Source organism: Brevibacillus soli (assembly GCF_044759095.2).
Taxonomy (GTDB): Bacteria; Bacillota; Bacilli; order Brevibacillales; family Brevibacillaceae; genus JBIYSM02.
Genome location: NZ_JBIYSM020000009.1, coordinates 16,537 through 41,536, shown reverse-complemented (window position 1 = coordinate 41,536; position 25,000 = coordinate 16,537). Strand labels below are relative to the sequence as shown.

General features: G+C 50.4%; 30 protein-coding genes and 1 riboswitch. Of the genes, 22 read left to right on the top strand and 8 right to left on the bottom strand.

Annotation, left to right across the window (positions count from 1 at the left end):
* Nucleotides 1–151: 151 nt before the first annotated feature.
* The 3 genes from ACE99V_RS05615 to ACE99V_RS05605 form a co-directional block, all read right to left on the bottom strand.
* Entirely contained in the window at nucleotides 152–316 is a 165-nt protein-coding gene (locus ACE99V_RS05615) for a hypothetical protein (protein ID WP_400489282.1), read from the bottom strand.
* 64 nt (nucleotides 317–380) lie between these two features.
* Entirely contained in the window at nucleotides 381–1,637 is a 1,257-nt protein-coding gene (locus ACE99V_RS05610) for a M28 family metallopeptidase (RefSeq protein WP_400489281.1), read from the bottom strand.
* Nucleotides 1,638–1,652: 15 nt separating this feature from the next.
* Nucleotides 1,653–2,519 carry a permease gene (locus ACE99V_RS05605; protein WP_400489406.1) on the bottom strand — a complete coding sequence of 289 codons (867 nt, stop codon included), beginning with the start codon at nucleotides 2,517–2,519 and terminating at the stop codon, nucleotides 1,653–1,655.
* Between ACE99V_RS05605 and ACE99V_RS05600 the strand changes: the two genes are divergently transcribed.
* Nucleotides 2,500–2,814 carry a hypothetical protein gene (locus tag ACE99V_RS05600; protein WP_400489280.1) on the top strand — a complete coding sequence of 105 codons (315 nt, stop codon included), beginning with the start codon at nucleotides 2,500–2,502 and terminating at the stop codon, nucleotides 2,812–2,814. The genes ACE99V_RS05605 and ACE99V_RS05600 overlap by 20 nt on opposite strands.
* Before the next feature lie 39 nt (nucleotides 2,815–2,853).
* On the opposite strand, the gene ACE99V_RS05595 is transcribed toward ACE99V_RS05600, so the two are convergent.
* Both ACE99V_RS05595 and ACE99V_RS05590 read right to left on the bottom strand, forming a co-directional pair.
* A complete protein-coding gene (locus ACE99V_RS05595) occupies nucleotides 2,854–3,183 on the bottom strand; it encodes an ArsR/SmtB family transcription factor (RefSeq protein ID WP_400489279.1) in 330 nt (109 codons plus the stop codon).
* A gap of 128 nt (nucleotides 3,184–3,311) precedes the next feature.
* On the bottom strand, nucleotides 3,312–3,803 hold the full coding sequence (locus ACE99V_RS05590) for an arsinothricin resistance N-acetyltransferase ArsN1 family A (RefSeq protein WP_400489278.1): 492 nt from the start codon (nucleotides 3,801–3,803) through the stop codon (nucleotides 3,312–3,314).
* A 118-nt stretch (nucleotides 3,804–3,921) separates the two neighbouring features.
* Here ACE99V_RS05590 and ACE99V_RS05585 point away from each other — a divergent pair, with 118 nt between their 5' ends.
* From ACE99V_RS05585 to ACE99V_RS05575, 3 genes are all read left to right on the top strand, one after another.
* Nucleotides 3,922–4,296 carry a DoxX family protein gene (locus ACE99V_RS05585; protein WP_400489277.1) on the top strand — a complete coding sequence of 125 codons (375 nt, stop codon included), beginning with the start codon at nucleotides 3,922–3,924 and terminating at the stop codon, nucleotides 4,294–4,296.
* 71 nt (nucleotides 4,297–4,367) lie between these two features.
* Nucleotides 4,368–5,282, top strand: coding sequence for an ArsR/SmtB family transcription factor (locus ACE99V_RS05580; RefSeq protein ID WP_400489276.1), 915 nt, complete (start codon nucleotides 4,368–4,370; stop codon nucleotides 5,280–5,282).
* A 10-nt stretch (nucleotides 5,283–5,292) separates the two neighbouring features.
* Nucleotides 5,293–6,522 carry an MDR family MFS transporter gene (locus ACE99V_RS05575; RefSeq protein WP_400489275.1) on the top strand — a complete coding sequence of 410 codons (1,230 nt, stop codon included), beginning with the start codon at nucleotides 5,293–5,295 and terminating at the stop codon, nucleotides 6,520–6,522.
* Between the two features lie 221 nt (nucleotides 6,523–6,743).
* On the opposite strand, the gene ACE99V_RS05570 is transcribed toward ACE99V_RS05575, so the two are convergent.
* Together ACE99V_RS05570 and ACE99V_RS05565 are read right to left on the bottom strand one after the other, a co-directional pair.
* Nucleotides 6,744–7,310, bottom strand: coding sequence for a lysophospholipid acyltransferase family protein (locus tag ACE99V_RS05570; RefSeq protein WP_400489274.1), 567 nt, complete (start codon nucleotides 7,308–7,310; stop codon nucleotides 6,744–6,746).
* A 14-nt stretch (nucleotides 7,311–7,324) separates the two neighbouring features.
* Entirely contained in the window at nucleotides 7,325–7,699 is a 375-nt protein-coding gene (locus ACE99V_RS05565; protein ID WP_400489273.1) for a DUF423 domain-containing protein, read from the bottom strand.
* A 172-nt stretch (nucleotides 7,700–7,871) separates the two neighbouring features.
* Between ACE99V_RS05565 and ACE99V_RS05560 the strand changes: the two genes are divergently transcribed.
* Entirely contained in the window at nucleotides 7,872–8,054 is a 183-nt protein-coding gene (locus tag ACE99V_RS05560) for a hypothetical protein (RefSeq protein WP_400489272.1), read from the top strand.
* A 319-nt stretch (nucleotides 8,055–8,373) separates the two neighbouring features.
* The gene (locus ACE99V_RS05555; RefSeq protein WP_400489271.1) at nucleotides 8,374–9,795 is read left to right on the top strand and encodes a SpoVR family protein; all 1,422 of its coding nucleotides are present in this window, start codon (nucleotides 8,374–8,376) and stop codon (nucleotides 9,793–9,795) included.
* A 93-nt stretch (nucleotides 9,796–9,888) separates the two neighbouring features.
* Here the strand turns inward: ACE99V_RS05555 and ACE99V_RS05550 are convergent, their stop codons facing one another.
* Nucleotides 9,889–10,107 (bottom strand): type 2 periplasmic-binding domain-containing protein, encoded by a 219-nt coding sequence (locus ACE99V_RS05550; RefSeq protein WP_400489270.1) that lies wholly within the window; start codon nucleotides 10,105–10,107, stop codon nucleotides 9,889–9,891.
* Nucleotides 10,108–10,507: 400 nt separating this feature from the next.
* On the opposite strand from ACE99V_RS05550, the gene ACE99V_RS05545 reads away from it, so the two are divergent.
* The 16 genes from ACE99V_RS05545 (at nucleotide 10,508) to ACE99V_RS05470 (ending at nucleotide 24,936) form a co-directional block, all read left to right on the top strand.
* Nucleotides 10,508–11,872, top strand: a complete 1,365-nt coding sequence (locus tag ACE99V_RS05545) for an aspartate aminotransferase family protein (RefSeq protein ID WP_400489269.1) — start codon at nucleotides 10,508–10,510, stop codon at nucleotides 11,870–11,872.
* A 33-nt stretch (nucleotides 11,873–11,905) separates the two neighbouring features.
* Nucleotides 11,906–12,271 carry a transporter substrate-binding domain-containing protein gene (locus tag ACE99V_RS05540; RefSeq protein ID WP_400489268.1) on the top strand — a complete coding sequence of 122 codons (366 nt, stop codon included), beginning with the start codon at nucleotides 11,906–11,908 and terminating at the stop codon, nucleotides 12,269–12,271.
* A 55-nt stretch (nucleotides 12,272–12,326) separates the two neighbouring features.
* Nucleotides 12,327–12,737, top strand: a complete 411-nt coding sequence (locus ACE99V_RS05535; protein ID WP_400489267.1) for a transporter substrate-binding domain-containing protein — start codon at nucleotides 12,327–12,329, stop codon at nucleotides 12,735–12,737.
* Between the two features lie 77 nt (nucleotides 12,738–12,814).
* Nucleotides 12,815–13,483, top strand: a complete 669-nt coding sequence (locus tag ACE99V_RS05530; RefSeq protein ID WP_400489266.1) for an ABC transporter permease subunit — start codon at nucleotides 12,815–12,817, stop codon at nucleotides 13,481–13,483.
* A complete protein-coding gene (locus ACE99V_RS05525; RefSeq protein ID WP_400489265.1) occupies nucleotides 13,480–14,205 on the top strand; it encodes an amino acid ABC transporter ATP-binding protein in 726 nt (241 codons plus the stop codon). The genes ACE99V_RS05530 and ACE99V_RS05525 overlap by 4 nt, the downstream gene beginning before the upstream one ends.
* A gap of 32 nt (nucleotides 14,206–14,237) precedes the next feature.
* Nucleotides 14,238–15,047 (top strand): nitrilase-related carbon-nitrogen hydrolase, encoded by an 810-nt coding sequence (locus ACE99V_RS05520; RefSeq protein ID WP_400489264.1) that lies wholly within the window; start codon nucleotides 14,238–14,240, stop codon nucleotides 15,045–15,047.
* Complete coding sequence (locus ACE99V_RS05515; RefSeq protein WP_400489263.1) at nucleotides 15,034–15,897, top strand: MurR/RpiR family transcriptional regulator; 864 nt, start codon at nucleotides 15,034–15,036, stop codon at nucleotides 15,895–15,897. The genes ACE99V_RS05520 and ACE99V_RS05515 overlap by 14 nt, the downstream gene beginning before the upstream one ends.
* Nucleotides 15,898–15,973: 76 nt before the next feature.
* Nucleotides 15,974–16,119, top strand: a riboswitch (cyclic di-AMP (ydaO/yuaA leader).
* A gap of 111 nt (nucleotides 16,120–16,230) precedes the next feature.
* The gene (locus tag ACE99V_RS05510) at nucleotides 16,231–17,370 is read left to right on the top strand and encodes an ABC transporter ATP-binding protein (RefSeq protein WP_400489262.1); all 1,140 of its coding nucleotides are present in this window, start codon (nucleotides 16,231–16,233) and stop codon (nucleotides 17,368–17,370) included.
* 4 nt (nucleotides 17,371–17,374) lie between these two features.
* On the top strand, nucleotides 17,375–18,013 hold the full coding sequence (locus ACE99V_RS05505) for an ABC transporter permease (protein WP_400489405.1): 639 nt from the start codon (nucleotides 17,375–17,377) through the stop codon (nucleotides 18,011–18,013).
* Between the two features lie 74 nt (nucleotides 18,014–18,087).
* A complete protein-coding gene (locus ACE99V_RS05500) occupies nucleotides 18,088–18,999 on the top strand; it encodes an ABC transporter substrate-binding protein (RefSeq protein WP_400489261.1) in 912 nt (303 codons plus the stop codon).
* 149 nt (nucleotides 19,000–19,148) lie between these two features.
* Nucleotides 19,149–19,763, top strand: a complete 615-nt coding sequence (locus tag ACE99V_RS05495) for a precorrin-2 dehydrogenase/sirohydrochlorin ferrochelatase family protein (protein ID WP_400489260.1) — start codon at nucleotides 19,149–19,151, stop codon at nucleotides 19,761–19,763.
* An 82-nt stretch (nucleotides 19,764–19,845) separates the two neighbouring features.
* Entirely contained in the window at nucleotides 19,846–21,318 is a 1,473-nt protein-coding gene (locus ACE99V_RS05490) for an SLC13 family permease (protein WP_400489259.1), read from the top strand.
* A 117-nt stretch (nucleotides 21,319–21,435) separates the two neighbouring features.
* Complete coding sequence (locus tag ACE99V_RS05485) at nucleotides 21,436–21,951, top strand: MaoC family dehydratase (RefSeq protein ID WP_400489258.1); 516 nt, start codon at nucleotides 21,436–21,438, stop codon at nucleotides 21,949–21,951.
* A gap of 113 nt (nucleotides 21,952–22,064) precedes the next feature.
* A complete protein-coding gene (locus tag ACE99V_RS05480) occupies nucleotides 22,065–23,087 on the top strand; it encodes a TRAP transporter substrate-binding protein (protein ID WP_400489257.1) in 1,023 nt (340 codons plus the stop codon).
* 95 nt (nucleotides 23,088–23,182) lie between these two features.
* Nucleotides 23,183–23,674: a TRAP transporter small permease gene (locus ACE99V_RS05475; RefSeq protein WP_400489256.1), complete on the top strand. Its 492-nt coding sequence runs from the start codon at nucleotides 23,183–23,185 to the stop codon at nucleotides 23,672–23,674.
* Complete coding sequence (locus ACE99V_RS05470) at nucleotides 23,662–24,936, top strand: TRAP transporter large permease (protein ID WP_400489255.1); 1,275 nt, start codon at nucleotides 23,662–23,664, stop codon at nucleotides 24,934–24,936. Before ACE99V_RS05475 ends, ACE99V_RS05470 begins: the two co-directional genes overlap by 13 nt.
* The last annotated feature ends 64 nt before the right edge of the window (nucleotides 24,937–25,000 follow it).

Sequence of the window (25,000 nt, the reverse complement as noted above, 5' to 3'; positions counted from 1 at the left end):
TTTATGCCCGCGCCCACCTCGCTGCGCTAGCAGGTCGTCACAGCTCGCGGGTAGCTGGAGAAACCGGTCCCTCTACAAACCATTGTTTTCTCAACAAACAGAGGCTGGAACTGAAAGGTCCCAGCCTGCCTATTGTCATTGCCTACAACCATTACCCGCAGCAGGAAGAGCTGCTGCCATCCTTCGTATCCGTTCCGCAGCAGGATTCAGAGGCGGATTCCTGCTTCTCTGCTGCGACTTCCTTGATTTCCACTCCGCAGCAGCTGCCTTGTTCCTTTTTCGTTCCTTCTACTAGTTTCTTCATAAAGTTTGCCATCCTTTATTCCTCCTTCAATGGTTTTTGTTATATAGATCCCAAACCGTTTCGGATTTGTGACCATCTAACCGGTTCGTTCCATTTCTGGTTCCCAACTTTCCAGGATCGCAAGCCGGTTGATCAGTTCAGAAACAATGGATAATCCCAGTTCAATCGGTTTGTCATGCAGGTTCTCTGGATTGTCGTTCGGGGTATGAATGGCGATCGAGTCGGAGAGAGTGGGTTTTTGCCCGAATCCGACCGCAGGAATGCCTTTTTCCGTGAATGCCACGGAATCTTCTCCGCCGTAAATCCACTTTGGCTCAACTCCGTGATCCAAGATGACGGCTGCAGCCAAATCTGCCAACCAGAGACCAGGAGACTTGTGACCCACCCGCATGGCGTTGAGGATCGGTTCAAACCCCAGGCAATCCAGATTAATCACGGCGGATAACGGGACAGGCGGATTCGCAGCCAGGTGACGGGATCCCCACAACCCGGACTCTTCTCCTGTGACGAATGCAACCAGGACATGAAAGGGGAGAGACCTTTGGTTTTGTTTCAGGCTTCGGGCCACTTCCATCATGACGGCGACACCGGATCCATTATCGATAGCGCCTGGGAAGCGTACCCCTCCCGGATCATCGCCAAGGTGATCGTAATGGGCGGTTAAGACGAGCGTGCGGTCTGTTTTTGCCCCAGGAAGAAATCCATATACGTTGTTACAAACCATTGTTTCCGTTTCCAATGGCAGTTCAAGATGAACTTGTACTTCCTGATCGGCGAACTCTTGAGCCAGCGAACGACGGATCCGAATGACCGGAATCTTGTTGTTTTTTGAGCCAAAAATCGTTTTCGGGAACCAGTGCGGATCTCCGAACTCGATTAACAACGCAGCGACCCCAAGAACGACGGCGGCTTCCGCCGTCTTTTTCAAATCAAAACGATCCGGGCGTTCCGGAATGAGAACAACCTTTCCTGCGAGATTGTCGCTATCAATCTCTTCGCCGTCCCGAATCGTTACCAGGGTTCCTGTTACGGATCCGCCGGAGGAGAAGGGAGCCATTTCAGCAAAATCGATCCGGTGCCGCAATCTTTTTTCCCCGATGGTTAATTGAGCGGGACCGGTGAGCCTGGCAGCAGAAACCTCGACGGGTGTCAGATACCCGTCAATCCCCGCAGGGGAGTACCCGGTTTGCTGCAGGAATGCTGCCAGATAGTCGGCTGCCTTGCGGGCACTTTCCGTCCCTGATAATCGCCCTCCTGCCTCGGGACCGCCAAGAAATGCGATATATTGTTTGATCCGTTCCATTGTTTCTGAAAGGTTACCCAGGGTGAGCATGTGCAGATCTCCTTTTTACAAGAGAGTAAAGAGTAGCCCCGAAAGGGTGGACATCGTGAAAACAGAAGCCACAAAAGCGAAAACCAGCTTTTTCTTGAAGATGGAATGGAGCAGCGTAATCTCCGGCAGGCTGGCACCGGCCGAGCTGATCATTAACGCCATTACGGGACCCAACGCCATTCCTTTCGCGATGAGCATCTGGGAGATCGGAATCATGGTGGAGAGGCGTATGTACAACGGGATACCGACTATGGCTGCTACCGGTACGAGCCACCATTGATCTCCGCCAAAGGTTCCGGCAATCCATTCCGTCGGGACGAGGCCGTGAATCACAGCGCCGATGGCGGCCCCGATGAGAAGGTACGGATATACGGTTTTCATCAGGGATAATGTTTCCTGCCAGGCAAGACGAGCATCGAGTTTTTTGACAGGTTCCTTAAGGCCGTTGACAATGACGTTTTTTACCGCTTTTTCAAAGCCGAGCGCCTCCAATGTGAACCCGATCGCCACTGCGAAGATGCTGGTCGCCGCCGTGTAGATCGCTGCCACTTTCCATCCCAGGGTAACGGTCATCAGACTGAGGATGGTTGGATCGAGCACAGGGGAAGCGAATAAGAAGATCATGACAATCCCAAACCGCATCTGTTTATTCAGCATGCTGACGACCATGGGAATGGTGGAGCACGAACAAAATGGAGTGACGAAGGCCAGCAGAAGGGCAAAGCCGGCACCCAGCAGCGGATTCTTGTGAAACATCCACTTTTCCAGCTTTTCGTACGGAATGATTCCCTGCAGCAAGCTGATCAGAAACGAGATCACGAAAAACAATACCGTAAGTTCGAGAGCGATATAGAAAAAGCTCTTGGCTGCTTCAAACCACATCATCATCAACCTTTCTTCTTCATCAAAAAAATTTGATTTATTGTATAAAAAAATTGATATAGATTCCAAGGCAGCCCGGTTGAGTGGCAAAGCTGAGGGGATCCCTCAGCCTTACCCGCAGCAAGATGAGTTGCTGTCGCTTGAACCAGTGCCGCAGCAGGATTCAGAAGCAGCCTCTTTGTTTTCGGTAGTCACTTCTTTAATCTCTACCCCGCAGCAGTTTCCCTGGTTCTTGTCGGAGCTTCCTCCGATGAGTTTTTTGATGAAGTTTGTCATTTTCGATTCCTCCTTGTAATCAATTCATCAAAAAAATTTGATTTAGCCTTTAAAAAAATTAGCAGCAGTTGGTGGGACGGAAGATGCAGCACAGTTGTTCGGAGAGCAGATGGTTTACTTCCTGCTGGTTAATTTCGTAGTAGCTCCAGGTGCCCAGGACTTCTTTTTTAATCAAATTGGCATCCAGCAGGATCTTTAGGTGGTAGGACAGCTTTGACTGTGCCATGTCTACAATTTCGCAAAGATCGCAGACACATACCTTCCCCCGTTGGGTTAGCTCATACATGATTTGGAGGCGCTTTTTATCAGCCAGCGCTTTAAACTTGGCTTCATAGGCTTCAAAAAAGGCCTCTTCCGTCGGTTGATTCAGCAGGGGGAGACTCTTCAAGATTGTCACCTTCTTTGTATAATCAAATTTTTTTGATGTAATAACACTATATTCCATGGATGGAAAATGTGCAATAGGTTTCATCAAATTTTTTTGATTTTTTCCGTATCACCTAAACCTATTGGAAATCAATCCATAAGCAGCTTTTCCATTGCCATTACATCTACAAATTTTCCGTCTAACATTCCCTGATTTCGAAATATCCCGACTTCACGGAAGCCGGCTTTTCGATACAATCCCTGCCCCAGGCCGTTAAACGGAAAGGTAAACAAGACGAATTTGTGAAACCCGTTTTCTTTGCCGACAGCCTCCAAATCCTGAAGCAGTCTCTGACCGATCCCTTTCCCGCGAAAGTCGCGATGGATGTAGACGGACAAATCCCCCACGCCGTCATAAGCACACCGGTTGCTATAGGGATTGATGGATGCCCAGCCCACCACGTTACTGTCAATCTCAGCAACCAATACGGCATATCTCCCTTTGTGCTGCTCGAACCATTTTGACATGAACAGCATGTCTTTCATGTCCATTTCCAATGTTGCGATCCTGTCTTCAATTCCCTGATTGTAGATCAGCAGGATGTCAGGCAAATCCCGTTCGGCTGCCTTGCGAACAAGCATGTTGATCAGCTCCTTACTCGTTCTGATTGCAACTAATTTTATCAGAAACTTTGAAAATCTGGGCTTTCTCATTTTTGGGGACATCTTCCGCATAGGGTAAGAGAGGAGGGATGCTCTCATGCTGGAAAAAATGGGGTTTTCGCTACTGCGCATCGTGCTTGGCGTCATTTTTTTTGCCCATGGCCTGGCGAAGTGGAAAATGGGAGTGGACGAAGTCGCCCGCTCATTTGGCGGTTACGGTCTGCCGGAGTTATTGGCCTATCCGGTTACCTGGCTGGAGCTTGCGGGCGGAATTGCCCTGGTACTCGGCTTGGCAACGCGATACGTTTCTCTCGCCATGGCCGTGTTGATGCTGGGAGCCGTTGTGACCGTAAAGCTGCCGGCTGGAGCGGGGCTGCTGGCTGACGGCAGGATTGCGGGCTACGAGCTGGATCTGGCGTTGCTGGTGATCGCGGTGTACCTCAGTGTGGCGAAGAAGGACGAAACGATATGAATATTCGTTGACAAAAAATGGGAGGATCAGTAAAATACAGATACTTACTCAGAAAGTTCGATGGTGATCGAATGAATAATCAATATTCTATGACAATCGAATACTCGCCTGCATACGAATTGGTCCTTAGCCTATACGCTTACATCCATCAACGGGATCGAAAGAACATCAGGCTGGGCAACGACTGGCGGAAGGAAACAGTCCGCAAACTCCCGGCCGGATTCGCCGCCGAGCTGGAAGACGAACGATGGGAAGTGATGCATCGGATCGTCCTTCTGATCGCCCAGTCTACCGAGAAAGACACGGTAGAAAAGTTTCTCGCCTGGTTGGAAAGGCTTCCCCCAGGAGAGATTTACGAACGGCTCGCTCCATGGGTCAGTTCCATCCCGTTAAACCTGGGAGAAGTTCGCGACCGCAGCTTGTATCTGTTATCAAAATGGCATGAACATTACTTCTCCCGGCTGGATGCAGACATATTGCGGAGATTGGAGCGGGATGCCGAGCGGCTGGCCGAACGAGCTCAAACCGTATCACCAATTGACCTCGTGGAAGAAGCCACGCACGGACTGCGAATTGAACCGACAGAGAATTTGCGGCAGGTCATTCTCGCCCCTCAGTATCACTGCAGTCCGGCGACTATTCTGGACTTTTACCGCGGCATCGCCACCTGTTTGTATCCTTCTTCACAGGAGGGAGGCGGAGAGGACGATTCGATTTCCCGCTTGCTTCCCGTCACACAGTGCCTGGCCGACGAAAAGCGCCTCCAGATCCTTCGCTGTCTTGCGCAGAAGCCGCAGACTTTATCGGATATTCAGAAGCAGGTCAAACTGGCAAAAAGCACGGTGCACCACCATCTTACCGCGCTGCGTCGGGCGGGTATGGTTCGCAGCCATTACAGCGATAGTACGACTGCAGCCTGGTACAGCCTCCGCGAACCGTTTGTCGACCGCTTGAACACCGAATTACAACAATTTTTGTGGAGCTAGGAGTGTCTCTATGAAAGAATGGCGCGGGTATTTGCAGGCCTATCATCCTATTGTGCAACTGTTGATGGCAGGAACCGTGTTCGTGACGTTGACCAGCTCGATGAGCATGCCGTTTCTCGCGATCTACCTCAGTGAAACCACTCGGCTTGGCATTCCTGCCATCGGTTTGATCATCGGTGCGGGACCCTTGGCAGCCACGATCGGCGGTTTTGTCGGCGGGGTGTTGTCCGACCTGCTCGGAAGACAAAAGCTGATGATATTATCACTGCTGGGGCTTGCGATCGCCTGCATCGGATTCGTCTCCACCGCAAATCCTGCTGCACTGCTCATCATCAGCGTCCTGAGGGGGCTGGCGGGCTCTTTTTTTGGAACCATCTCCAAGGCGCTGATGGGAGACCTAACGCCAGAAGAGAAGCGGTTTCGCGTGTTTTCCAACCGCTACATGGCGATCAACCTGGGATTTTCCATCGGCCCGATGGTTGGGGCGTTTCTTGGGATCGGCGGCAGCAGCTTTGCCTTTGCTTTGGCGGCGGCCGTGTATGTCGTTTATGCCATAGCCCTGATCCTGTGCTTCCGCGCCTTCAGGGTAAAGGAGGCGATGTCCGGGGATCGCGAGGAAGCGGTCACCGTTTCCCGCATTTGGCAGGTGCTCCGCCGCGATACGGTTCTGTTTCTGTTTACCATTGGCGGCGTACTTCTGATGACCGTTCATGGACAGATGTCGGTTACGCTGTCACAATATCTGACAGATAACCTGTCCGATGGTGTCAAACTGTTCGGACTCTTGATGAGCCTCAACGGGATAACCGTCTTTCTCGTACAGGTACCGCTCACCCGTTGGTCCGAAAGGCTGTCGCTGTTTAAACGTATCGTGCTTGGCAGCATGCTTTTGGCGCTGGGGGAGATTGGGTTTGCCACTTCCGCCGGTTGGTCCGGTTTTATTGTGGCCATGGTCATATTTACGTTGGGTGAAATCCTCATTGTACCCGCCGAGTACGCGCAGGTCGATCAAATTACCCCGCAGGGCATGCGCGGCACCTACTATGGGGCGCAGAGTTTTGGCGAGTTCGGCAGCTTCCTCGGGCCATGGGCGGGAGGGATGATTCTGTCCGTGTACGGCGGACCAGCGATGTTCACGACGATGGCGGTCATTGCCGTGGCCAGTCTCTACTTTTTCTGGAAAGGGCGCAAGTTGCATCGGCTGAGGGCGGGGCAGGCCGGGCAGACGGTTTCGGTCTGAAAAATAGGAGAGCCTCCCTATTGCAAGGAGGCGTTTTGCCGTTTTAAAGTCGCTCGATCCAATCTTGCTCAGGCTCAAAAGGATGCATGCATTCAATTGGGACCGGTTGCAGGCGCGAAGGCGTCCACTCCCAGTTCTCCAAGGGTCGCCCACAGCGGCAACCGTTCCCGATGTTGCATCATCTGATTCCCCCGTTCCTCTTGGAAAAATACACCCGCCTGTTACCGGTCCAGTCTGGAGAGCTGCTGGATGGACTCCATCACCTGTGCGGCGATTTCCTCGTAATCCGCCTCGTCATCAAAGGTTACGGGCGGGCCAAACACGACGCCTGCGGGCTGAAACCATCCCCGTTTCGCCCCGTAGACGTACGTGGGAATGACAGGGGCGCCGCTCTTTTTCACGAGAAACCCGATCCCTTTTTTCGGCTCCTGCATCTCTCCGGTTTTGGAGCGGGTTCCTTCAATGAAAATAGAGAAGATTTTGCCTTCTTCCAAAATTTTCAACGAATGCTTCAGCGATTTGAGATCGGCCTGTCCGCGCTTGATTGGGAAGGCTCCCATCTCGGTGATTATCCAGGCGAAAAAGCGGTTGGCAAACAGCTCCTCCTTGGCCATGATGTACATTTTTCGCGGTGTACGAGTGCCAACCATGAGCGGATCGAAGTTGCTGGTGTGGTTCATGGCGAGGATGCAGCTTCCCTCGGGAATGTGGTGTGCTCCTTCCACTTTCATGCGAAAACGGATGCGCAGAAACAAGTCCACCAGTGAGCGAATGATGTGGTATACCATTGGGTGCCCCCTTTCTACGATACCGATTTCCACGCGTACAGAGCGAGCAGCAGCCATCCGGCCAAAAACAAAACGCCGCCGAACGGAGTGATCGCCCCCAACGGTTTGATTCCCGACAGGCTGAGAGCGTACAGGCTGCCGGAGAAAAGCACGATCCCGCCGAAGAAACACCAGCCGGCCCAAGCGAGCTGGGAAGATCCGGGAGATAGCTTCAGAAGGATGGCCACCAGTACCAACGCCAGCGCATGGACCATTTGGTAGTGGACGCCGGTTTGGAATACGCCCAGCAGGTACTCGTCCAGTTTCGATTTCAGGCCGTGCGCGGCAAACGCTCCGAGCGCCACTGCCAGAAGACCGTTGATGCTGCCGAGAAACAAAAAAGTCCGCAACGTGAATCTCTCCTTTTATCATACGTGTGAGGCTGCAGTGCTATTGTACCGCATTCAAGGGGCCAATGCCTAATTTTACTTGCGGGAAAGCGTTTTTAAGCTCCTGTCCAAACCGGCCGGAGCTCTTTTTCATAGTATATAGCAGCTGCACCAGAGCGGAGGTGAAACAAACGTGAACAGACTGACGACATGGGCTGGCGGTTTGCTCGGCGGTTGGGCTATGATGAAAGCGCCTCTGGACGGATCGTTCCTCACCGGCCTCGATCCAATTGTCGACTTCATCGGCGTAGTATCCATGGTTGTGTTTTCCGGCGCACTTATTTATAACGGTGTTCGCGAATTTTTCAACCGATAACGGATCCAGCACACGGCAGGCCGAGTCCTTCTCCTGGGACCCGGCCTTTTTTCAGTGTATAAGAATTTATAAATTTGGACATCCCATACAGCCAATTGGAAAGTGTTTGGGGCCCCGCCCGGCGAAGAAAGGGACCCCACTCGGCTCAGCTGTAGCTTTTATCCGAGTGGGTTGAGGATAGCTCATGCCGGGTGGGTTTTCTAAGAGGTCCAGCTGAGCGCAGTGTTAGCAAATGAACGAGTGGGTAATTCTTGGTCGTCATTTTTCCTTCTCCCCCATATACATAAGGTAAGAGTTGTGGAAAGTGAGGGGGAGCGGCATGACCAACGACGAACGCAAAGAACTGGAAAAGTCAATCGATGAGATCACGGAAATTGCCAAAGGGTTTGGCCTGGACTTTTACCCCATGCGTTATGAAATCTGTCCTGCCGACATCATTTATACGTTTGGGGCCTATGGAATGCCGACGCGGTTTTCCCACTGGAGCTTCGGAAAGTCCTTTTATCGCATGAAGCTGCAGTACGATCTCAATTTAAGCAAGATTTACGAGCTTGTGATCAACTCCAATCCCTGCTACGCCTTTCTATTGGACGGCAACAGCCTGATCCAGAACAAGCTCATCGTCGCCCACGTATTGGCCCACTGCGACTTTTTCAAGAACAACGCGCGGTTCGCCAACACCAACCGGAACATGGTGGAAAGCATGGCGGCCAGCTCGGAGCGCATTCGTCAGTACGAAATCAAGTACGGCAAGGACGCGGTGGAAACCGTTCTGGACGCCTGCCTCGCGATCCAGGAGCACATCGATCCAAGCCTGATGCGCCCGAAATTGCGCTGGAAACGGGAAACGGATGACAGCCAGCAGCGAGGAAAAATGGAGAGAAGCACTCCGTACGACGACTTGTGGCGTATGGACAGCAAGGCACAGGATGAGATCGACCCGGTGAAGACAACGAAGCGCTTTCCGCCCCAGCCGGAAAAAGACCTGGTGCTGTTCATCATGGAGTACAGCACGATACTGGAAGAGTGGCAGAGGGACATCCTCACCATCATTCGCGACGAGATGCTCTATTTCTGGCCGCAGCTGGAGACGAAGATCATGAACGAAGGCTGGGCCAGCTACTGGCATATGCGGATTTTGCGAGAAATGGACTTGAACGAGGCGGAGACCATTGACTTTGCCAAACTGCACTCGTCGGTCATTCAGCCATCGGCGACGAGTATTAACCCCTATCATCTCGGACTGAAGATATTCGAAGACATCGAGCGGCGCTGGGACAATCCGACCCCGGAGGAGCAGGAGCGCTTCAGCCGCAAACCGGGACAGGGGTGGGCCAAAATCTTTGAGGTGCGCGAGTTGGACTCGGACCTCAGCTTTATTCGCAACTACATGACTCAAGATCTCGTCAGCAAGCTCGATCTTTACATGTTTGGCAAGCAGGGCAACGAATGGGTGGTGACGGAAAAAGCGTGGGAGCAGGTGCGGGACGGCCTGGCCAACACGCGGGTCAACGGCGGGTTCCCCTACGTCACCGTCCAGGACGGCGATCATCTGCGGGCCGGCGAGTTGTATTTGAAGCACCATTTCGAAGGATTGGAGCTGGATGTGAAGTACGTGGAGAAAACCGTTCCACACATCTACACGCTCTGGGGCAAAAACGTCCATCTGGAAACGGTAGTCGAGGAACGGCCGGTGCTGTTTACCTACGACGGGAAGAAAGTGCATCGGAGGTTTTTGTGACTTTCATTTGACTTGAAACCGCCAAATATTGGCGGTTTTTTAGGTCAAAAGACTAACAATAATAATTTCTCATCTTTAATCAGGAGTAGCCACTTACGGTTGTCTTGCCGAATCCTTCTCAATCGAAACGTCAGGCTGGGTTTTGCATAGGAAATCATTAAAAGCTTTCATGATACCATTGATCGAAGCGTCTTTCAAAAAGATGGGTTTAAAATGTCGGTTGATTTGCAAATCAACTACGTCGACCTCTTTAAGCTCATACAGTTCGAGATCCTTTTTCTCGACTTCGATTTTATCTGCTTCCATCACCACGGTATTCTCCACCTGGTAATGGCTTAAGGCCCCGTTGATCAAGGTCCAATCCAAAAGTACCGCGGCGTAACAAAAGAATCGTTCCTTGGAAACATCCACGATGGTAAAGTGCTGACGATTTTGAAAAAGATGATCTGGATAGATGGCGAGCAACATATAATCAGGGATGATTATGGACTGCCTTTTTCGGTTTTCGAAAGTTGAACGGACAATAGTTTTGAAATGAAAAATTCAATTTATAATTCAATATGAAATTAATATTGATTTTTTCTGAATATTACATTATATTTTAAATGTCAAAAGTAACCATTGGCATCATTTTTTTTTTGCAGTTCATGAAATAAATATTTCAAAGACAATTTATTAAGAAAAAAATATTTAATGTGGAGGTTGGCAAAGCATGAACGTTTTGTCGGAGCATTCGATCAAATCAGCGGAATTGTTTCGAAAAGCTTGCGAATTAATCCCGGGAGGCGTGACCGCAAATATCAAATATTTTTCACCCCATCCTCTTTTCATGAGCAAGGGGAATGGAAGCAAGCTTTACGACGTGGATGGGAAAGAATATATCGATTATTTGCTTTGTTATGGTGCACTCATATTAGGTCATGGACACCCGCGGGTGTACGAAGCAGTATGGAACCAGATGCAAACTGCGGGAACGACCATATTTGGGACCCCGCATGAATTGGAACTGGTCATGGCGGAAAAACTGACCAAGCATTATCCGGGTATCGAGATGGTTCGCTTCACCAATTCAGGTCTGGAAGCAACACTTTTGGCGATCCGTACTGCAATGGCGTATACGGGCAAGAGAAAACTGGCCAAGTTTGAGGGGCATTACCACGGAGGATATGATCAGGTTCTACTCAGTGTGAATCCGGATATCGAAAAAGCCGGCAGTGCGGACAAGCCTCAGGTCGTGCCGGATTCAAGAGGGATACCAGATTATTACGTAGAGAATACGATCATCCTGCCGTTTAACAATTTGGAGGCGACGGAACAGATTCTAAAGTCTCACGCGGATGAGCTGGCAGCGGTAATCCTGGAGCCGATTCAGGGAGGATTTATTCCAGCTGACCAGGAGTTCATGGATGGACTGCGCAAAGTCACGGAGGAGTTGGGGATCCTTCTTATCTTTGACGAAGTGAAGACCGGTTTCAGGTTGTCCATCGGCGGGGCACAGAAAGTTTATGGGATCAAGCCCGATCTGACTGCACTCGGCAAGGTGTTGGGCGGCGGTTTTCCAGTAGGAGCGATTGGCGGCAAAAAAGAGATCATGCTGGTCAGTGCTCCTAATGAGGGACGGGATATTTTAACCTTTGGCGGTAAACAGAGAATGAAGACGGACGTGTTGTTCCACAGCGGAACGTATAACGGTCATCCCACCGTACTGGCGGCAGGTTTGGCTACGATTGACGTTTTGGAAGAAGAAGGCAAGATGGAGGAATTGATCGCGAATACCCATCTGCTTCGAAACATGCTGGAAGACGTGTATAGAGATTATGGCGTAACTATGCAGACGGTGGGACTTGGCAGTATCTTTAATGTGATCTTGACTGATCAACCGATCAAGAATTACCGCGATATGAATCATTCCGACAGCCAGCTTCGAAAAGAAATTGATTACGAGTTGTTGAATCTGGGGATTTACACGAAGCCGCTGAATCGCTATTCGATGTCCATCGTTCACAGCAGGGAAGATCTGATTCGAACGGTAGAAGCGCACGAAGCGGCGATCAAGCGGGTAAAAAAGCGTAAATAAAATTCATAATGATGAACGGAGGGAGAGTTGTTTATGAAAAAGCGTTTGAAGCAAAGCGGCATGTTCTTGTTCGCGTTTTTGCTCAGTCTCGGCATCGCCGGGTGCGGGGCAAATCCTGCAGGCCAAGGAGAGGCAAATCCAACATCGCAGAAAACTTCCGGCAAGATAACAGTTGGAACCGACACAAGCTATGTTCCCTTTGAATTCTTAAATCAGGAGACGGGAAAATATGACGGCTTTGATATCGAGCTGCTGGACGCGATTTCCAAAGAGGTCGGGTTTGAGTACGAGTTGAAGCCAATGGATTTTAGTGGACTCATTCCTGCCCTGCAAACCAACAATCTCGACATGGTCATTGCAGGAGTGACCATTAAAGAGGAACGGAAGCAAGTCATTTAAAGAGGAACGGAAGCAAGTCATTGATTTTAGCCGCCCTTATTATGATGCCGGAACTTTGATTCTCGTACGCGCAGACGAGCAGGCGATAAAAGGAGTAGAAGACTTGAAGGGAAAAGTGATCGCAACGAAACAGGGAACAGCAAGCTATGATTATTCCACAAAAATAGAAGGCGTTGGGAAAGTGGTTCCGTTCCCCAATATCGACCAGGCTTATATGGAGCTGGAAAAAGGCTCTGCCGATGCGGTGATCTTTGATTCCCCCAATATCCAGTATTACATAAAAACCAAGGGTGAAGGAAAGGTAAAGGCAGTTGGAGATCTATTGCAGGGTCAGCAGTTTGCCATAGCGTTTCCGAAGGGCAGTGAGTTGCGCCAAAAAGTGGATGCAGCTTTGGAAAAGCTGATGCAAAACGGAACGTACGATCAATTGTATGAAAAGTGGTTTGGCGAAAAGCCGAAAAAATAGAATTCAGTTGAAACGCTTGAGAGAAGAGGTGTAACAGTAATTGTTACACCATTTTTCTGAAGAAAGGGGAGGTGCTCATGAACAATAACTTTACGTTGGATTGGAGTTATGCTGTCGAAGCGATTCCCGTATTGCTAGAGGGCATCCAGTATACCATTTTGATTGCATTAGCCGGCTTGCTTATTGGATTTCTGGTAGGAACCATTATGGGATTGGCTCGTACCGCCAAAAATAAATTCATTTTTGGCTTGGCCACCGTGTACGTCGAAGTGATCCGCGGAACCCCGATCATGGTTCAAGCGTTGTACATCTATTTTGCCTTGCCGATGATGCTCGGCATCAAAATCGATCCAATCGTCGCCGGAGTCATGTCAATCGCAATTAATGCAGGCGCCTATATCGCCGAAATCGTCAGGGGCTCAATTCAATCCATTGATCGCGGTCAGGTGGAAGCCGGTCGTTCTCTTGGGCTTACTTCCATACAAACGTTTTGCTACGTGATTTGGCCCCAAGCATTCAGAAGAATGATACCATCTCTTGGCAATCAATTTATCATCAGCTTGAAGGACACTTCCTTGTTGACAGTGATTGGAGTGGGAGAGCTTACCCGACAAGGGACAATTGTCGTGTCAGCGAATTTCCGTGCCGTAGAAATATATACAATTGTCGCCCTGTTATATCTAACCATGACGTTGACGATCTCGATTGTGTTACGAATCCTTGAAAGGAGGTTACAGGTCAATTGATGATTGAGGTAAAGGAGCTGTACAAGTCGTTCGGCGAACTCCATGTACTAAAAGGAATCGATTGTGAGATAAAGGAACGGGAAGTGGTATGCGTCATTGGCCCTTCCGGTTCCGGAAAAAGTACATTCTTGCGCTGTTTAAATCGACTGGAGGAGATTAGCAGCGGGAAGGTAGTGATAAGCGGCTATGATGTAAGCGATCCGAAAACAGACATCAACCGGATGAGAGCTGAGGTAGGAATGGTATTTCAGCGGTTCAATTTATTTCCCCATATGACCGTGATCGAAAACATTATGTTGGCCCCGATGAAGATACGTGGGGAAGCGAGGGACGCCGCCTTTCAGAAAGGGATGGAGCTTCTCCGCAAGGTTGGGTTGGAGGACAAGGCGGATGTATATCCAGACAACCTCTCGGGCGGCCAGATGCAGAGGGTTGCGATTGCCCGAGCATTGGCGATGAATCCCAAGGTGATGCTGTTTGACGAGCCGACATCGGCCCTTGATCCTGAATTGGTTGGCGAAGTATTGGAAGTCATGAAAAATCTGGCCAACGAAGGAATGACGATGGTAGTGGTTACACATGAGATGGGATTTGCCCGCGAAGTGGGAGACCGCATTATTTTTATGGATCGGGGCGTCATAATGGAGGAAGGTGAACCTGAGCACATTTTTTCGAACCCGCAAAATGAAAGGACGAAAGAGTTTTTACGAAAAGTTCTGTAGAAGAAACAGAATGCGAAATTGAGGTGGAAACATTGTTTAAGGTAGCAGCTGTTCAGATGAATCCAATTTCCGGTCAGACAGAAACAAACCTGCAACAGGCGATTCTCATGGCTGAACAGGCCGCGCAGGAGGGAGCCAACTTAATCGTTCTTCCCGAATTATGGAAGACAGGTTATCATTTAAAGAAAGATGAATTTGAACAACTGGCCGAGACACCGAACGGAGAGACTGTTCGCCTGTTTCAAGAACTGGCGCGAAAATGGAGTACAGTGATTGTGCTGCCTTTCGCTGAGAAGGAAGAAGATCGTCTCTATATATCATTAGCTGTCATCGAGCAAACAGGGGAGTTGGCGGCAACATACCGAAAGTCTTTTGTGTGGGGAAAGGAAAAGAACAGTTTTTTACCAGGTGAAAGAGTATACAATGTAATTAGCACATCGCTGGGCAAAATTGGCGTGTTGATCTGTTACGACATTGAATTTCCCGAGCCTGCCCGCTTGCTTGCTCTGCAAGGGGCTGAGCTGATCGTCGTTCCTTCCGTGTGGAGTTTCGGTGCCGAAACAAGGTGGGACATTCAACTTCCTGCTCGCGCTTTGGATAACACGGTATTTATACTTGGCGTAAATACGGTTGGTGAGGGAAGCTGTGGGAAAAGCAAGCTGGTTGCGCCTAATGGAGAAGTGCTTTGCGAAGCACCGCGGGAAGAAGCGTGTGTACTGCTTCATGACATAGATCCTTCTCTGATTTTGCAGACTCGCGCCTATATTCCATACCTGGCTGATTACGATGAAACTTTGATTCCGGGAGGGCAAACAAATAAGATCGCCTATGAATCGTTCTAATGTTTATCAGCATATCGCTGAACAGATGCCGCAGATGAGCAAATCGCAGCTAAAGATCGCCCGATACATTTTGGAAAATACGAATACGGTGCCGTTTTTCAATGTGGCCAAATTGGCAAAAATGGCGAAAGTAAGCGAGGCGACTGTGGTACGATTTGCTATGTTCCTCGGTTATTCTGGCTTTCCCGAGCTGCAGCAGTACATGCAGGACTCCGTCAAGCAGCAGCTGACGATCGCTGAAAGACTGAAAATGTCCATACAGGTGTATGGGCAAGAAGAAAAGGGCGTTTATGAAATCTTTCAGGATGATATCGCCAATATTAAATCGACCATGGAAAAATTGGACATTCCGTCGTTCCTAAAAGCGGTTGAATTGTTGCTTCATGCAGAAAACGTTTATATTGTCGCAAATCGAAGCGCCGCTTCTCTCGGAATTTTTCTGCAGTATTACCTGAATATGATTTTGGGTAATGCGGAAATGATTCAGTCAGTAGAGACAATAGCGGAGAAGTTGTACAAATTAAACAAAAACGATGTTGTGATAGGCATAAGTTTTGCCAGATACTCTGCCAGTACCATCAACATCGTCTCATATGCCAAAGAAAAAGGAGCAACGACCATCGCCATCACGGACAATCTCTTGTCGCCACTCATTGCACATGCAGATATCTCTCTTACGGCTTCCAGCCAAATGCCGACGTTCATTGATTCGTTCGTGGCTCCCCTTAGTTTAATTAATGCCCTGATCACTTTTGTTGGAAAAGAAAAGACCAACGAGTTTCACGGACGGCTTGAGAAACTGGATGAGATCTGGGATCGGTTCGGGATTTTTTACATGAAAGAAAAATAATCGGGCCAACTGCCTTATTGTTGGCCATGTACGACTGACGTTCACCAAATTTGACATTTCCAGCTATTTGGAACATAATAAAACAACGCTTAATTTCCGATTGCTTATATCGGAAAGCGGGGGAACCACGTTTTGGGGCGAATCGCTATCGCGATCGATAGCGTAGGGAACCATCTTTCCCGAGTCCGTCAGCTAACCTCGTCAGCGATAGATGGGTCAAATTTCTGTTTTTTTATCCACATGCTTCTTTGACCCTATATGTTCGCAGGGTCTTTTCTTTTTATTTGACCCTGCGCTTGTAGGGTCATTTATTTTTTCGAAGGGGGGATGAAGTTGTCGAATGCCATTGTTTTTGACCATGTTCGAAAGGAATACGGTCAAACCGTTGTCATCGAAGATTTGAATCTGGAAATACCGAAGGGGAACATTGCGGTGCTTGTCGGTCCGTCAGGGTGCGGAAAAACCACCACGATGAAAATGATCAACCAACTGATCAAACCGACGGCCGGGAGAATCCTGATTAACGGAAAAAACACGATGGAAATCGACCCGGTCCAATTGAGAAGAGGAATTGGCTATGTGATTCAACAAGTCGGTCTTTTTCCGCATATGACGATCGCTGAAAACATTTCGCTGGTTCCGCGCCTGAGCAAAGGGAAAGCTGCGGTTGACACCGGAAAAGTGAACGAAATGCTGGAACGGGTAGGTCTCGACCCAGCGCAATACCGTGATCGCTATCCGTCTGAACTGTCCGGCGGTCAACAGCAGCGGGTCGGGGTTGCGCGGGCCTTGATGAGTGATCCGCCGATCATTTTGATGGATGAACCCTTTTCCGCTCTCGACCCGATCACCCGGGAACAGCTGCAGGATGAATTGATTCGCCTGAATCAAGGGCTGAACAAGACGATCGTTTTTGTGACGCATGATATGGATGAAGCGTTGAAGATTGCTGACCAAATTATCGTGATGCAAAACGGGAAAGTGATCCAGCAAGGAACGCCCGACCAGATTCTGCGCCATCCTGCGAATGAATTCATTCGCGGTTTTATTGGGGAGAAGCGATTGTCCGCTCATTTGAGCCAGTTGGTGGATGATGTCATGCTGCAAAATCCGGTCACCGTCCTGCCGACCAGAGGTCTTGCGGAAGCTGTTCAAATCATGCACAGAAAGCGCGTTACAGGACTGATCGTCGTTGATAGAGAGGGACGATATCTGGGAATGGCAGACACCAGCGATATTCATAACCGGTACCCGGAAGAGTCGCTGTCCATTCAAAACGTGATGCGAACGGACGCGGTGGCGGTAACAACCGGAACGCCCTTGGCGGATGCGATTTCCCTGGTTCAGGAGGCTTCCTACGGCTATGTTCCCGTCGTGCATCCAAACGGCAAATTGGCCGGTTTGCTCACAAGGGCAAGTCTGGTCGATGTACTGGCAAAACCGTATTTGGAGGGAGGGACATCGGGTGAGTGAAATCATGAATGTCTTGATCGATCGTTGGCCTGATATTTTGGACGCTACGCGGCAGCATATCATTTTGTCCGTCATCTCCTTGTTTTGGGCGACACTGATCGCAGTTCCTGCCGGAATCCTGTTGACTCGGTACCGCTTTTTGGCCGGACCGGTTCTGGGTATCGTCTCTGTTTTTCAAACCATCCCCAGTCTTGCCCTGCTCGGATTTATGATTCCGCTGTTTGGGATTGGACCGGTTCCAGCCATTATTGCGATGGTCATTTACGCTCTGCTGCCGATTCTTCGCAACACCTACACGGGAATTCTGGACGTGGACGACGCACTCCTGGAAGCCGGACGCGGAATGGGGATGACCAAGTCGCAAATGCTGCGGATGGTGGAGCTGCCCATGGCCCGTCCGATTATCTTTGCCGGTATCCGGACAGCGACCGTCATGATCATTGGTGTTGCGACACTGGCTGCCTTTATCGGAGCCGGAGGTTTGGGGGACCTGATCCTTCGGGGAATTTCCATGGTCGATACGGGAGTCATTCTGGCCGGGGCCGTACCTGCCGCCGTTTTGGCCATCTTGTTCGACATGCTGCTCGCTTGGGCGGATTGGCGCGTCACTCCAAAAGGTCTCCGCACCAGTAAACAATCCTGACAGGAAGGGAAGAGCTGAATGGAGCCGCATCATCATAAACAAATCATTGTGTACTTTCGAAGGGAGAGGATTTTGTGAGAAAAGGATGGCTGCAGAAGATTGGGGTAGGGGTTTTGGCACTGGCTGTGGCAGGATTGGCCGGTTGTTCCGCCCTAACCGGTACTACAGCGTCTGACAAGGTAACCGTGGTGGGAAAAGATTTTTCAGAACAAGACGTCTTGGCGAATCTGGTAGGAGTATTGATTGAAAAAAGTACCGACCTGAAGGTTGAGATCAAGTCGTTTTTGGGCGGAACCGACGTATGCTTCAACGCCGTCAAAAACGGCAGTGCCGATATGTACGTGGAGTACACCGGCACGGGTTTGGTGAACATCATGGGTCAAGAAGCAATCAGCGATCCGCAGCAAGTGTACGATCTGGTAAAAACAGAATTTTCAAAGAAATACCAATTGGAATGGCTGGAGCCAATCGGATTTAATAATACGTACGCCCTGGCTGTTTCCCAGGAGACAGCGCAGAAGTACAATCTGAAAACGATCTCCGACCTGAAGCAGCATGCCGGCAAGCTCACATTTGGCACCGAACAGGAATTCCTGGAACGGTCAGACGGCTTGAAGGGTCTGGAGAAAACCTACGGGCTTTCCTTTCAGGATGAGAAAGCAATGAATCCCGGGTTAAAGTACAAGGCGCTTTCCGAAGGAGAAGTAGATCTGATTGACGCCTTCTCAACAGATGGACAATTAGTCAAGCACAACCTGGTTTTGCTTGAAGACGATAAACAATTTTTCCCGCCGTACTTTGCGGCACCGCTGGTTCGCAGCGAAACCCTGGAAAAGCATCCGGAGCTGAGAGAGGTTCTGGGCAAGCTTGCCGGAAAGATAGACGACAAGCAGATGGCTCAGCTGAATGCGCAAGTCGATGTCGATAAAAAGAAGGCAAAAGACGTTGCGGAAGCCTGGCTGAAGGAACAGGGACTGATCCAGTAACAAGAGAAAGGACGAGACGGGAGATCCCTGTTTCGTCCTTTTCACTGCCTGACGCGGAGCGGATCTCTTGCGGAAAGCTGTCTGATCAGCATACACTGAGACAAGAAGTGATTGACCAAGCTGGGGTGGCTACGATGAGGCTCTATCCGATGATGACATCGCTGAAAGGGAAACGCTGCCTGGTAGTGGGAGGCGGCAAGGTGGCGGAGCGGAAAATCAGCTCCTTGCTGGACACAGGGGCTGACATATGGGTGGTGAGCCCCGCCTGCTCTTCCCGGATTGAAGAGTGGGCGAATAACGGAAGCCTAACGCTTCATCGGCGCCGATTCCATCCCGAGGATGTGAAGGGAGCCGCTCTTTTGATTGCTGCAACAGACGATCCTTCCGTCAATCTATCCGTCTATCAGGCGATGGAGCCGTGGCAATGGATCAACATCGCAGACCGTCCGGACCTGTGCACATTTTTCGTGCCATCCACGCTGGAGAGGGGCAGTCTGCAGATTGCCGTCTCAACCGGCGGAAACAATCCGGGGTTGGCAAAAAAGCTTCGCAGCCAACTGGAAGCATGGGTCGGCCAGGAATACGGCGATTACCTTTCATTTCTCGGCGGGATGAGAGCGAAAGTGCTCGGCCTTCCTCTGAACGAAGAGCGCAAGCGGAAGCTGTTGGAGCAGCTGCTGGATGACCGCTTTCTGCAGATGACAATGGAAGGCAGAATCGAGGCGCGAAATCGGGAAGCAGAGCGGCTGTTTTCGGAAACATAAGAGAGAAAAGTCGAAATAGATAGACAAATGAAATTGGATACAATATCCTGAGAGCAAAGGCATTTTTTTCTAGGGGGAGTCTATGGAGACGATGGGAAATCCACAGACGGATGTACAAGAAGCCCGACCGCTGACAAAGGGGAAGTCCGTCTGGCTGTCGGCCAGGAAGACCCTCTATTTTGGCTTGTCTCTGCTCGTCTTTGCCTTCCTGTTTTTCGGGCTGGAGGGGTACATGGAATACAAGCCCAGAGTGACGCTTGCCATCACGCTTGGCGTTATCGTTCTTTGGGTGTTGGAGCCGATTCCCTTTTCCATGACAGCTGTCCTGGTCTTGTTTCTTCTCCCCATCTCGGGAGCGGTATCAACCGAACAAGTGTTGTCGGGATTTGCCTCCCCCGCCATTTTCCTCATCGTGGCTGGCATGATGATTGCCAGTGCGGTAGAACAGACGGCGCTCGGCAAGCGGTTGGCCTATCAGCTGTTGTATTGGTTTGGAGAAAGAAAAGGCGGTGTCCTGGCCGGCATTCTCCTGATTCCGCAAGTCATGGCCTTGTTCATACCGGCGGCCGCTGTAAGGACCGCAATGGTGCTGCCCATTGTTTTTTCCATCGCATCCATTCTGGGCTTGAAAGCTGGAGATACACGGGCCAAACAATTGATGATGGCAGTCGTAGTGGGGTGCGGCATCAGCGGTACGGCGATTTTACCGGCCGCGATTGGCAACGTGATCACCGTGGATCTGATCCATACCTATTTACATAAGCACATCACCTATGTGGATTGGCTCGTGCTGGCTTTTCCCATGTGGCTGATCCTGATCCCCGCCTCCTGGTGGGTACTGTATCGCTGTTTTCCCGTGCAGGAGGAAGCACCCATTGGACTGAAGCAGCAGATGAAGGCAATGATTGCGGAGTTGGGCCCGATCACATCGAGGGAAAAGCGCTTGTTGGCCATCCTTCTGACTGTCTGTTTCATGTGGGCACTGGAGGGCATTCACGGCTTGCCTCCGGTCATTCCGGCTCTGATCGGCGCGGTGTTGATGGCATGGCCGGGGATCAAGGTCGCCGAGTGGGAAAGGATCCTGGACATTAAGTTCTCTCCGCTGATCATGCTGGGGGTGACGTTGTCCCTGGGGTATGCGTTGTACGACACGGGAGTCATCGCCTACCTTTCGAAATGGGTGGAGAACGATTTCATCCTGTACCTGTTTTCCACACCTTCTCTGGCTGTGCTGGCGGTTGCCATCCTGACCCAATTGATTCACAAGGTGACATCCAACGTTTCTACTGCGGTGATCGCCACGGTTCCGGTCGTCATCGCCCTTTCTTCTCACGCCGAGCAAGCGCCGGTTCTGCTGTTGGGGGTTGTCACGGGGATGACCTGCCTGTTTGGTTTTTTGCTGGTTGTGGAAACCATTCCGGGCGTGATGGTGCACGGTACCGGGTGGATTACCCAGCAGGACTTTTTTAAGCCGGGTTTTTGGCTGACCATCGTCACCACTGCCGTAACGTACTTGATGTCATTTACCTGGTGGTCGTGGCTGGGATACTTGTAGTTCGAAAAATGTAAGCGCTTTACAAAAAGTGTTGACAAATCCGCTGAGGAAAAATATAGTAATCGTTAACTGGATCCAATATCCATGTAAACGCTTACGAAATGGAAGGTGTTGCGCATGGCGATCAAGGAAGGCTGGATCGGTCGTTTTTACGAAGATTTCGAAGTCGGCGATATTTACCCTCACCCGCTCGGCAGGACGGTAACCCAAACGGACAACATCTGGTTTACCCTGCTCACCCAAAACACCAATCCCATACATTTCGACGCTGAGTATTCCGCAAAGACAGAGTTTGGCCGCCCTCTCGTTGATTCCACGTTTACCTTGGCGCTGGTCACAGGCCAATCCGTTACCGATGTCTCCCAAAACGTCATGGCCAATCTTGGTTGGGATGACATACGTCTTCCCCATCCCGTTTTTGAAGGAGACACCATTTACTCCTACAGCGAGGTCCTGGAAAAACGCGAGTCCAAGTCCCGACAGAATGTAGGCATTGTAAAAGTGAAAACCGTCGGGTACAACCAAAACGATGACGTGGTGATTCAGTTTGCGCGGACCTTTATGGTCTACAAACGAGGTCACGGTCCCGAGCCGATCAGCAATCGCGTGCGACGTTTGGTCAAGCAACAGTAACCCTTTACATACATGGTTGGGCAGCTCGATTCAGGGGAAGAAAGGGGGCTTTACAACTGTAATTATCTAAAAATTTTATTTTATTAGCCAATTAGATGAAGGGGGTACTTTCCATGAAAAAAGGCATGAAAGTGATGTTGGCCACAATCGTAACGGCTTCGCTCCTGGCATTGGCAGGATGCGGCAGTTCACAGACACAAGGAAGCGCAAGTTATACCAAGGAAAATCCGCTGGTAATCAAATTCTCGCACGTAACCACTGCGGAAAGCCCGAAAGGCAAGGCAGCGACCAAATTTGCCGAACTGCTACAGGAAAAAACGGGCGGCAAAGTGAAAGTGGAAGTATACCCGTCCTCCCAGTTGTACGGCGACAAGGATGAACTCGAAGCACTCCAGGCCGGCAACGTCCAGGTGATTGCCCCATCCGCTACGAAGCTGGTAGGGTTTAACCCCTCCTTCCAGATTGTCGACATGCCGTTCTTGTTTAAAAATCATGACTCAGTGGTGAAGTTCTGGGACGGCGAACTGGGCAAAACTCTGATGAACTCCCTGGAAAGCAAAAACATGCAGGGGCTCGCCATGTGGGAAAACGGCTTCAAGGTTTTCACATCAAACAAGCCCATCTCCAAGCCTGAGGATTTTAAAGGGCAGAAGTTCCGGACGCAGGCGGGTAAGGTGCTGGAGGCTCAATTTAAGGCTCTCGGTTCCGGAGCGGCGACCATCCCGTTTGGAGAGACCTATACTGCCCTGCAGCAAGGTACGGTAGACGGTCAGGAGAACACCTGGAACAACATCGATACCCAAAAATATGAGGAAGTGCAAAAGAACCTGCTTGTCTCGAACCACGGACGAATTGACTATATCGTTCTGACCAACAAAAAGTGGTATGACGGTCTTCCGGCAGACATCAAAAAAGCGTTTGATGAAGCGATGGCGGAAGCGACGAAGTACGAACGCCAACTCGCCGTGGAACTGGATAAGGGTTCGGAAGAAAAGCTGAGAAAGTCCGGCAAGTTTCAAATTATCGAACTGAGTGAAGCAGAGCGGGAAGGCTTTGTGAAGCTGATGGAATCCGTTTACAGTGAATTTGAAAAGACAGTGGGCAAGGACATCATTGACGGCGCTAAAAAACTGTAACAGGTGTATAGCAGCTCCGTAGGAACGGTCAGGCACTTTCCCGTTACGGAAAGTGCCTTTTTTGCTCAACAATTATTAACAGGGAGGGCAGGCGCATGTCAAAATGGCGTGAACGATATGCCGCATTTGAAGATTATCTCTCCGGTTCACTGATCGTCATTGGTGTAGGCCTGATTTTCTACGGAGTGGTTTGCCGGTACGTCTTGAACAGTCCAAAAGCATGGGTGGATGAAATCTCAACGTACTTTGTCGTTTGGGGGACATTGATCGGCACCGCCGTGGCGCTGAGAGAGGGTCACCATATTCAGGTGGATATCCTGTATGACCGCGTTTCTCCTCGTATGAGAAAGGCGTTTAACCTGTTTTCCAACGCGTTGGGAGTTCTGTTCTGCGCTTTCTTCATCTTCTTCGGCGGAAAACTGCTGTCCATGTATCTGGAAACACAGCAGCAGTCGACAGACACCGGGATTTATCTCTGGATCGTCTACCTCGTCATTCCGTTGAGCGGTCTGATGCTCGGCTACCGCTTCCTTGACAGCCTGCTCGCCAGCCTGAAAAAAGAGGTGAAGATCGAATGGAATGGATAATCTTTCTTCTCTTCTTCCTGCTGCTGCTGGTTCGCGTACCGGTGGCCGTTGCGCTGGTCATCTCGGCATCGCTCGCCTTGCTCGAGAGCGGCTTTAATCTCAATGTGTTGCCGCAGAAGATCTTTGCTTCGCTGAATGTCTCCACCCTGATGGCGATTCCCGGATTCATCTTCGCCGGCGTACTGATGTCACGCGGAGGAATATCCAATGCGTTGATTGACGCATTGAAGTCGTGGGTGGGACATTTTTCCGGCGGTTTGTCGGTGGTAACGATTCTGGCCTGCGCGGTATTTGCCGCCATCTCCGGCTCCAGTCCGGCAACGGCAGCCGCTATCGGCGCGATCATGATTCCCGGGATGGTCGAAGCAGGGTACAGCAAGCGCTATGCGATGGGATTGGTCGCGGCATCAGGTACACTCGGCATCCTGATTCCCCCGTCGATTCCGCTAATCGTGTACGGGACGGTAGCGGAGGAATCGATCGGGAAGCTGTTTATGGCCGGTTTTTTGCCTGGATTGTTCCTGACCGCCGTGTTGGTCGTGGTCGCTATCGTCTATGCGAAAATCAAAAACTTCGGCCGGCTGCCCAAAGCCAGCTGGCGGGATCGGGCTGTTTTAAGCGTAAAGGCGATTCCCGCGGCTTTTCTTCCCGTTTTAATTCTTGGCACGATCTATCTTGGGGTTGCAACCCCGACGGAAGCTTCCGTGATCTCGTGTGTCTATTCCTTGCTGGTAGCGGTATTTATCTATCGGCAGATCAAATGGTCGGACACGCGAACCATTTTGCGGGAAACCGTAAACACCAGCTCGATGATCTTTTTGATTATCGCCGGTGCGACTGTATTTGGCCTGTACCTGACCAATGAACAGGTGCCGCAGGATATTGCCAGGTGGATCATGGAAGGGGAGGTCAACAAGTGGATCTTCCTGATCGCCGCGAATCTATTGTTCTTTATCATGGGGATGTTCCTCGAGCCGACGTCCATCATCCTGATTACGCTCCCCATTTTCCTGCCGATTTTAAAGCTTCTTGGGATCGATGTGATTCATTTTGCCATCATTATGACCGTCAACATGGAGCTCGGCATGGTGACGCCGCCTGTAGGGCTGAACCTGTTTGTGGTAAGCGGCATAACCAAGGCGAAGCTGGAAGAAGTCGTCAAGGGAGTCATGCCGTTTGTCGCTCTCATGATCGTGGTACTCGCCATTATCGTCGTGTGGCCGGAACTGTCTCTCTGGCTGCCGCAGAACATGTCCAATTGATTGTGGAATTGACTTGTACGAGGTGTGTCAGAGAAAATGGGGTATAGTTGCTGAACTGAACAAA